5 protein-coding genes are annotated in these 9,304 nt (G+C 63.8%); all 5 read right to left on the minus strand.

All coding sequences use genetic code 11. The features are described 5' to 3' along the window. A partial coding sequence (locus IQK56_RS30530) for a malto-oligosyltrehalose synthase (RefSeq protein ID WP_193901969.1) occupies nt 1–2,648 on the minus strand: 2,648 nt, incomplete at its 3' end. Beyond that, nucleotides 2,645–4,729, minus strand: coding sequence for a 4-alpha-glucanotransferase (gene malQ / locus IQK56_RS30535; protein ID WP_193863040.1), 2,085 nt, complete (start codon nt 4,727–4,729; stop codon nt 2,645–2,647). The genes malQ and IQK56_RS30530, both read right to left, overlap by 4 nt. Then, complete coding sequence (gene treZ / locus IQK56_RS30540; protein ID WP_193863039.1) at nt 4,726–6,471, minus strand: malto-oligosyltrehalose trehalohydrolase; 1,746 nt, start codon at nt 6,469–6,471, stop codon at nt 4,726–4,728. The genes malQ and treZ overlap by 4 nt, the downstream gene beginning before the upstream one ends. 19 nt (nt 6,472–6,490) lie before the next feature. Next, nucleotides 6,491–8,047, minus strand: a complete 1,557-nt coding sequence (gene glgA / locus IQK56_RS30545; protein ID WP_122307725.1) for a glycogen synthase GlgA — start codon at nt 8,045–8,047, stop codon at nt 6,491–6,493. A gap of 490 nt (nt 8,048–8,537) precedes the next feature. After that, on the minus strand, nt 8,538–9,304 hold a 767-nt coding region (locus IQK56_RS30550), incomplete at its 5' end, for a D-2-hydroxyacid dehydrogenase family protein (RefSeq protein WP_193901970.1).

Raw genomic sequence — 9,304 nt, forward strand, 5'->3', positions numbered from 1 at the left:
AAAAGTCCCTTCCAGTTTTGAGTTGGTGCGGCGAACGGTAATTTCAGTCGGGTATCGCCCCAAACCTGCGCATTGATCTGGGGAATCACACCGTTTTCCAGCAGGTCATGCGGCCAGCGTGGCACCACCACCAACAAGCGTTTGCCCTGGTGTTCGCGGCAGAATGCGACCACCCGCCCGGCGTGTTGGCCGACCACTTCCAGCGGCGTGTAAGTGCCGCTGCGAAACAGCTCAGGCTGCGCCTTGCGCAAGGCCAGCACCTGGGCAATCAAGGCCTGCTTGATGCGCCCGTCCCGCCAGTTGAACAGCAGTTCGCCGATATCCGGTGGCGTATCCAGGGCGCGTTGCCGTGTACTGAAATCCACCGGGCGACGGTTGTCCGGATCCACCAGACTGAAGTCCCAGAATTCAGCGCCCTGGTACAGGTCCGGCACACCCGGCACCGTGATGCGAAGCAAGGATTGCGCCAGCCCATTGAGCGCGCCCGCCGGGGCAATCGCCTGGGCGGCCGTCGCAATCGCGGTGCGCAGCGGGCGGCCTTCGTCACTGAGCAGCAGGCGCGACAGAAACGCTTCGACGCCTTGTTCGTAGGCGTCGTTGGGCGCGCTCCAACTGCTGTTCAACTTGGCTTCGCGCAGGGCTTTCTGTTGCCACTGCCACAGGCGTTGTTGATAGCCGTCGAAGTCATCCCCCTGATCCAGCGGCCAGCTGCCCAGCAGCACTTGATAGAGGATCAGCTCATCAGCGGCCGATGGCGTGGCCGCATCAATGCGTAACGGCGCGGCCAGGCTGCGCCACTGCTCAACCTGCTCCACGTACCAGGTGGCGCACTCGCTGAGCACTGCGAGCCGTGCACGGGTGTCTTCGCCGCGTTTGTGGTCGTGGGTGGCGGTGGCCAGCAGGTTGTCCGGGAAGGCCTGCAAACGCTGTTGGTTGATCGAATGGAAGTCGGTCAACGGCGCGCTGAACTGCTCGGTGCTGAAGCCCACATCATTGCGCGACAGCAGCACCGCCGAGCGATAGAACGCGGTGTCTTCCACAGCCTTGGCGGCGGCGGGCGAGGTCAGTTGCTGGAAGCGTACGCAGGCATGCTTGAGGATCTTGCGCTCCCGGCCCACCGGGCGTTGGCGCCAGGGCTGGCCGCCGAGCCATTTTTCGAGGTGATCGAGCACCGGCCAGTCGCCCTCGCTCAAGGTGGTGCGGGCACCGTCCATGGCCTGCTGGAACACCGCGTCATCGGCGGCGCTGCGGCCGAGGGCGCTGATGTAGGTGCGGTACACCGGGAAGTGCACGATCAGTTCCTGCAAGGCCCGGCGAATCGCGCCCAGGGTCAGGTCACGGGTCATCACATCGTCGCGGGCCACTTGCAGCAGCGCCTGGGCGACGCTTTCAAAATCCCCGCCCAACGAGCCGTTGAGAATCTGTTGGCGGGCCAGGCGGGCTTCTTCGATAAACGCCGAGGGCCGTTCGGTGTGGCGCGTCCACAGTTCTGCCAGCGGTGCAAAACCGTCCGGCTGGTGTTGCAGCAACGACAGTTGGTCCATGAATTCATAGCCGGTGGTGCCGTCCACGCGCCAGTCTTCACGCAGGGTTTCGCCTTCGCCGAGGATCTTCTCGACATAAATCGGCAAATGCCGACCTGGCGCAAGAGCATCCACCCGGCGACGCAGCTTGCGGCAATATCCACGGGGGTCGGCCAGGCCGTCGATATGGTCGATGCGTAACCCATCCACCAGGCCTTCGCTGATCAACTCGAAGATCTTGCCGTGGGTGGCTTCGAACACCGCTGTGCGTTCGACGCGCAGGCCGCCCAGCTCATTGACGTCGAAGAAGCGCCGCCAGTTGATATCGTCCGCCGCCGTGCGCCAGCTCGCCAGGCGGTAGGCCTGTTGCTCCAGCAACTGATGCAGGCGGTTGAAGCCCTCTGGCCGGCGCCCGTCGAACTGGCTCAAGCGCTCTTCAATGGCTGGCATGACTTCAGTGGCGCGCTCGGCCAATGCCTGCTTGAGCCACGCGGCTTCGGCGTAGGCGTCGTCCTGATAGGCGAGGGCGGCAAAACGCTCAGCCAGCGGTTTGAGCGGTTCATCGCTGCCCAGGATCAACGCGTAATCCCGTGGGCAGATCGGGAAACGATGCTCGTAATGCTCGACATGAAATGCGCCGTGAACCGCATCGAAATGCAACGTCAGGGTGCCGGTCTGCAAGGCTTCGCCATAGTCGCTGCCCAGAAACGGCATCAACAGTTGGCCCTTGAGCAGCGGGTCGGGGGAGTGCCACTGAATATCGAAGAATTCGCTGTACGGACTCAGGCGGCCCCACTCCAGCAGGTCCAGCCACCACGGGTTATCGGCACCGCCGACGGCCATATGGTTGGAGACGATATCCAGGATCAGCCCCATGTGGTGTTCACGCAGCGCCGCCACCAGGCGGCGCAAGGCGGGCTCACCGCCCAGTTCCGGGTTGACGCGGGCAGGGTCGACCACGTCGTAGCCGTGCATGGAGCCGGCTCGGGCGCTGAGCAGCGGCGAGGCGTACAGATGGCTGATGCCAAGCTGGGCAAAATACGGCACCAAAGGCACCGCGTCGTCCAGGGTAAAGCCTTTATGAAATTGCAGGCGCTGGGTGGCGCGCAGGGGTAGGGTCTTCATCGGTCACGCTCATGGGCCTGGTTGCGCGCGACGGCCAGCAATTCGAGGCGTCGCGCAGCACCGGCGTTGTCCAGCAAACTTGAAGCTTCACCCGCCAGGCGTCGGCGCCAATTGGGATGGGTGTCGGTGGTGCCGGGCAGGTTGGCTTGTTCTTCGACGCCCAGGGCGTCTTCCAATGGCAACAGCACCAGCGGCGCACGGGTGTGGCCGAGGTAGCGCACGCTGGCGTCGATCATATGATCGGTTTCGTTGCGGATCTCTTCGACGAAGTTCTGCGGGTCCTGGCTCAAGGCCTGGCGCAGCGCCTGGCGTTCGCGCAGGCGGTGTTCGCTCCATTGCTCCACGGTGGGCGCATCGATCAGGCCGAGCTGGATGTTCCAGTCGATGTCGCGGCTGTGCCACCAGCCGTTGAGCGTGGGCAGATCGTGGGTGCTGGTGGTGGCCAGGGCGTTGTCCGGCCAGTCGAGGATCGGCTTGAACTGGCCGTCATGACCTTGCTCGAACAGCAGCACGCGCATGCCGAGGATTGAGCGGCCGCTGAGTTTTTCGCGCAGGCCGTCGGGCACGGTGCCGAGGTCTTCACCGAGGACGATGGCCTGGTGGCGGTGCGATTCCAGCGCCAAGAGGCGTAAGAGGTCGTCCACCGGGTAATACAGGTAAGCCCCTTCCCGGGGCGATGCGTCCATGGGGATCACCCACAGGCGCTGCAGGCCCATTACATGGTCGATGCGCAAGCCACCGGCATGGGCGAAGTTGGCGCGCAACATCTCGATAAAGGCACGGAAACCGTTGCGCTTGAGACCTTCGGGGGAGAACGCGGAAATGCCCCAGCCCTGGCCGGCGCGGTTAAGGATGTCTGGCGGCGCGCCCACGGTCAGGTCGGCCAGCAACTCATCCTGGCGACTCCACGCCTGGCTGCCACCGCCGTCGGCGCCGACGGCCAGATCGGCGATCAGACCGATGCCCATGCCACTGCCCTTGGCGGCTTGTTGGGCGCGCTCCAGGCACCGGGCGATCAGCCATTGGGTAAAGGCGAAGTAGCCGATCTCTTCACGGTTGTCCTCGGCGAACTGTGCCAGCGCCGGGCTGTGCGGCGTGCGCCACTCCTGCGGCCAGTGGCGCCAGTCGAGGTCTTCGCCGGCAGCGGCGCGGGCGGTTTGCACGGCTTCGAAGCGACAGTGGTTTTCCAGGGCTTCACCGCCGGCCTGGCGGAAACTCAGGAAGTCCGCATGTTGCGGATGCTGGCCGTGGCGGAAGTCTTCATACAGGGCGCGCAGCAGGCGTTGCTTGGCGTTGGCGGCGGCGGGCCAGTCGATCAGGGTGTGTTGCTCCAGCGCGTGCAGCTCCTCCTCCAGACCGAGCGCCTCGATGGCGCTGCGCACTTCACGTTCGCCGAGGATGCAGCCGGGCGAGGCATACAAGCTGTTGAGGAACAACCGGCTCGACGGCGAATACGGGCTGTAGCGTCCGGTGTCGGCGCTGAACATCGCGTGCATCGGGCTGATCGCCAGGGCATCCGCACCGCGTTCGGCGGCCGAACGGGCCAGGTGCTCCAGGGCCAGGGTGTCGCCGAAGCCACCATCGCCGAGGCGGCGCAGCGAGTACAACTGGGCACTCAGGCCCCAGGCACGGGCGGGTTGGCTGTCGACGGCTTCGGCTACGCTGTAGCAGTGGGTGGGGGCAACGGCGAGGGTGAAGGTCTGGTCGTTGATGTGCACGCGGTGGTAGCCGAGGGCGATCACGCCGGGCAGCACCGCTTTGCCATCGAGGCGCAGCTCCAGGGTTTCGCCGTCTTCCAGGCTGACGCGGCACAGGGTGTCGGGTTCGAAGTAGCGCGCCAGGTCCAGGCCGTGGCCGCTGTCGATGGTCAGCAGCGGCGGCAGGTGTTTGTCTTGCTGCTTTTGTTCCAGTTCCAACAGGCTGGCGTCTATCTCTGCGTCGGTGTCGGCAGGGTGCCCCAGGCCTTTGAGCACGGCACGCAGGGCATCGGGTGTCACGCGTTGCGGACGGCCGTTGGCGTCGATCCAATCGACGGCAAGGCCCGCACGGCTGGCGAGGATTTCCAGGTTCGCTTCGCTCAAGAGTGTTCTCCAACAGGGGAAAGGCTGACGCGTGCGCTGTACGGCGGCAGTTGCGCGCCTTGCTCAGCGGGCGTGGCGAAAATAACGTGCTGCGGCGCCGGGTGATTCACGGGCGTGGCACTGAGGTTGAGATCGATCTGCAACAGGCTGCCGTCGCCCAGGCGCCAGCGCGCTGTGACGGCGCCGTCTGCCAGTACTTGGGCGCCCAGCGCCACACTGCCCGGCAGGTGCGGCACGAGGTGGCGATGGCGCAGGGTCAGCAGGTGGCGGTAGAGCTGCGCGTGTTCGCTGTCGGCAAACACCGGGGCCGATTGCTCGAAGGTCGGCAGGGCGTTGGGATCGGGAATGCGTTCGCGTCGCTCGGGATCCTGGAACGCGGCGAAGTCGGCAAACTCACTGCGCCGGCCTTCACGCACCGCTTCGGCCAATTCGCCGTGGTGGTCGGTGAAAAACAGAAAGGGTTCCCGGGCGTTGACTTCATCGCCCATGAACATCAGCGGGATCATCGGCGACATCAACAGCAACGTGGTCGCGGCCCTGAGTGCCTGGGGGGTGCAGAGTTGGTGCAGGCGCTCGCCCATGGCGCGGTTGCCGATCTGGTCATGGTTCTGCAAGAACAGCACAAAGGCACTGGGAGGAAGGTGCGCGCTGGGCTCGCCACGGCGATGGCCATGGCGGGTGGTATCACCCTGGTAGATGAACCCTTCGCCCAGGCAGCGGGCCAGCTTGGCGGTGGTGTCCAGGGCGAAGTCGCTGTAGTAGGCGTCGGTTTCACCGGTGAGCAGCACGTGCAGCGCGTTATGGCCGTCGTCGTTCCACTGTGCATCGAAATCGTGCTCCAGCAGGCTGGCCTGGTTGAATTCGTTTTCCAGCACCAGCCATACGTGGCGGCCGGTGTCGACCTGTTGGCGCACCCGCTGCGCCAGTTGTTGCAGGAAACCGGGATTGTCGATGGCGTGCACGGCGTCCAGGCGCAGGCCGTCGAAGCGGTACTCCATCAGCCACATCAGTGCGTTGTCGAGGAAGAAATCGCGCACCTCGCGGCGCTCGAAATCGATCCCGGCACCCCAGGGTGTGTGCACGTCTTCGCGAAAGAAGCCTTGGGCGTATTGGCCCAAGTAGTTGCCGTCAGGGCCGAAGTGGTTGTAGACCACGTCGAGGATCACGGCCAGGCCGTGTTCGTGGGCGCTGTCGACCAGGTGCTTGAGCTGTTCAGGCGTGCCGTACGAGGAGTGGGGGGCGTAGGGTAGAACGCCGTCGTAGCCCCAGTTGCGTTCGCCGGGGAACTGCGCCAACGGCATCAACTCAATCGCGGTCACGCCCAGCTCGGCCAGGCGCGGCAGGTGCTGCTCGACGCCGGCGTAGCCCCCCAGTGCGCCGACGTGCAGTTCGTAGATGACCGCCTCATGCCAAGGGCGACCGGCCCATTGGCTGTGCCGCCATTCGTAAGCAAGGGGGTCGACCACCAGGCTCCAGCCATGCACATCTGCAACCTGGGCTCGGGAGGCGGGGTCAGGCACGTCCTTTTCCCCGTCGATGTTGTAGCGGTAGCGCGTGCCCGCCGCGCATTTTATTTCTACTTCAAACCAGCCCTCTGCCTGCGGCAGCATGGCGACTGATTTACCGTCTTCCAATTCAACGCTGACATAAAACGCGTCTGGCGCCCACAAGGCAAAACGCGTGTGTTGCGCGTCCAGCATGATTGCGCCGTGGGGCCAGGTTTCCAGAGTCCGTAACGGCATCTATAGAGACCTCCCTTGATTACTTGACTGATTTCCCCAGGGCCTTGGCCACAAGTTGTTCGTAGAGTTCTGCGTAGGGTTCGACTGCCTGGCACCAGTTGAACGGTTGGGTCATGGCGCGGCAGCGCATGGCGTTGAGCAGGTCTGGGAAGGCGAAGACCTTGAAGGCGCGGCTCAGCGCTTCCTCATAACTCGCCACCGTGGATTCATTGAACAGGAACCCGGTGACACCGTTCTCGATGGTATCCGCCAGGCCGCCGGTATTGCGTGCCACCGGCAGCGAGCCGAAGCGCTGGGCGTACATCTGGCTCAAGCCGCAGGGCTCGTAGCGCGAAGGCATCAGCAGGAAATCGCTGCCGGCGAACATGCGGCGGGCGTCGGTTTCGTTGAAACCGATGCGTACACCGACTTGCCCGGGAAAGCGCAGGGCCAGTTCACGCATGGCCTGTTCTTCTTCCGGCTCGCCGCGTCCGATGATCGCGATCTGGCCGCCGTTCTCGACAATGAAACTGGCCACTGCTTCGGTCAGGTCCAGGCCTTTTTGATAGACCAGGCGCGAGACCACGGCGAACAGCGGGCCGGTGGAGTCGTGCAGACCGAACAGTTCGCGCACATGGGCGGCGTTGATGGCCTTGCCTTCCCAGTCGCCGATATTGAAGTTGTGGGTCAGGTGTTCGTCGGTGGAGGTTTCCCAACTTTCATCGATACCGTTGGGGATACCACTGAGCAGGCCTTGCTGGGTCTTGGCGGCGAGAAAACCGTCGAGGCCGCAGCCAAATTCCGGGGTGGTGATTTCCTGGGCGTAGGTCGCGCTCACCGTGGTGATATGGCTGGAATACGCCATGCCGGCCTTGAGGAACGACATCTTGCCGTAGAACTCCATGCCTTCCTGTTGCAGGGCGTGGGGCGGGATACCCAGCTCCGGCGTGGAGGCGAGGCTGACCACACCCTGATAAGCCAGGTTATGGATGGTGAACAGGGTCGGTGTGCGTGACCCACGCCAGTGCATATACGCCGGGGCCAGGCCAGCGGGCCAGTCGTGGGCGTGCACCAGGTCCGGGCACCAGTGGATCTGGGCGAGGTTCGCGGCGATATCGGCGGCGGCCAGGCCCAGGCGGGCGAAGCGGATATGGTTGTCCGGCCAGTCGCGGCCGTTGTTGGCGCCGTAGGGCGTGCCTTCGCGCTCGTAGAGTTCTGGGCAGATCAACACGTAGATGACCAGGCCGTCCTTGAGGTCCATGCGCCCGATCTTGCACGGCGGCAGCGCGGCGTGACCGCCCAGCTCACCGATGATATGGATCGGGTTGTCGCTTTCCATCACCTGCGGGTAGCCGGGGATCAACACGCGCACATCATGCAGGTGGGCCATGGCGCGGGGCAGGGCAGCGGACACGTCGCCCAGACCGCCGGTTTTCACCAGGTCGGCAAACTCGGAGGTGACAAACAGGACTTTCTTTCGATTCGGGTTTTGACTCACGACCGGCCGCACAGTGCTGGGCAGGTCGGCCAACGACGTAGGCCCCCCTGCTGGCTGACTGAAACGCTCTCCCTGAGTATCTACTGCGGCACTGATCATAATGCACTCCCATTTTGTTGGTCGGCTAATGGCCCGCTGCCATTAGCTCCGATTGGCCGCATCCTGCGGCCAGGCGCACAAGCACTGTACAAACTGGCAAGGCGTATGCCAGTTGCACGGGTTGTGAAAAAAGATTGGATGGACGGGCATTTGCCGTGAAGCCAATGTGCTCGCCTTACCTTAAAACTGGACCAATGGCAGAGTCTGAAAGTTTCGATTTTTTGCGGGGTTTTTGTTTTGGAACGGACCCATCGGTCATGAGTCTAGGACAGATCCCAGAGCCTGTAGGGTTTCCAGGAAGATTTTGTAGGACAAAATACTTGTAACCAGACATTGAACGGTTATTAACCGATTGGGTGCAGGTTTGTGGTGAGCCCTGCGCTGGGCTGGCGGGCGATTTGGGAGCGCTTCGCGCTCCGGCGCAGGGCAAGCCTGCTCACTACAGGGATTGTGGGTGCTGCTGTGGTGTGGGGTGCCCTGTATTGGTGCGTCAGCTGAGCACGCGAATGGGCGTTGCTTTGGCCCACGCCTGGATCGCCTCAATCATCTGCTGGTAGAACTGCCGGTAATTCTGCTCGCTCACATAGCCCACATGGGGCGTGGCCAGTACATTCGGCAAGTGGCGAAACGGATGCTCCAGCGGCAACGGCTCCTCGGCGTACACATCCAGTGCCGCCCCGGCCAGGCGACCACTGCTTAACGCCTCGACCAGCGCCTGCTCGTCCACAATCGGCCCGCGCGCAGTGTTCACCAGGCGCGCCGTGGGTTTCATCCAGCCCAGCGCTTGGGCATCTACCAGGCCACGGCTGCGGTCGCTGAGTACCAGGTGGATGGTAAGGATATCGGCCTGCTCGAACAGCGCCTGCTTGCTGACCCAGGTTGCGCCAGCTGCGGCTGCACGTTCCGGCGTGAGGTTTTCGCTCCAGGCAATCACGCGCATGCCGAACACCTGGGCGAATTGCGCGACCTTCTGGCCGATGCTGCCCAGCCCGAGAATACCCAGCGTCTTGCCGTACAGGTCACCGCCCAAACCGACCTGCCAGTCGCCAGCACGCAAGGAGTTGGCCTCGGCCAGCAGGTTGCGGGTGGAGGCCATGATCAACGCCCAGGTCAATTCCGGCGCCGCCTGTTTATAGCTGTCGGTGCCGCAGACCTGAATGCCCAGGGCCTTGGCCGCAGGAATGTCGATGGCGGCGTTGCGCATGCCGCCGGTGACCAGCAACTTGAGCCTGGGCAGGCCCTGTAACAGCGCCTGGT

The organism is Pseudomonas cyclaminis (genome assembly GCF_015163715.1).
Taxonomy (GTDB): domain Bacteria; phylum Pseudomonadota; class Gammaproteobacteria; order Pseudomonadales; family Pseudomonadaceae; genus Aquipseudomonas; species Aquipseudomonas cyclaminis.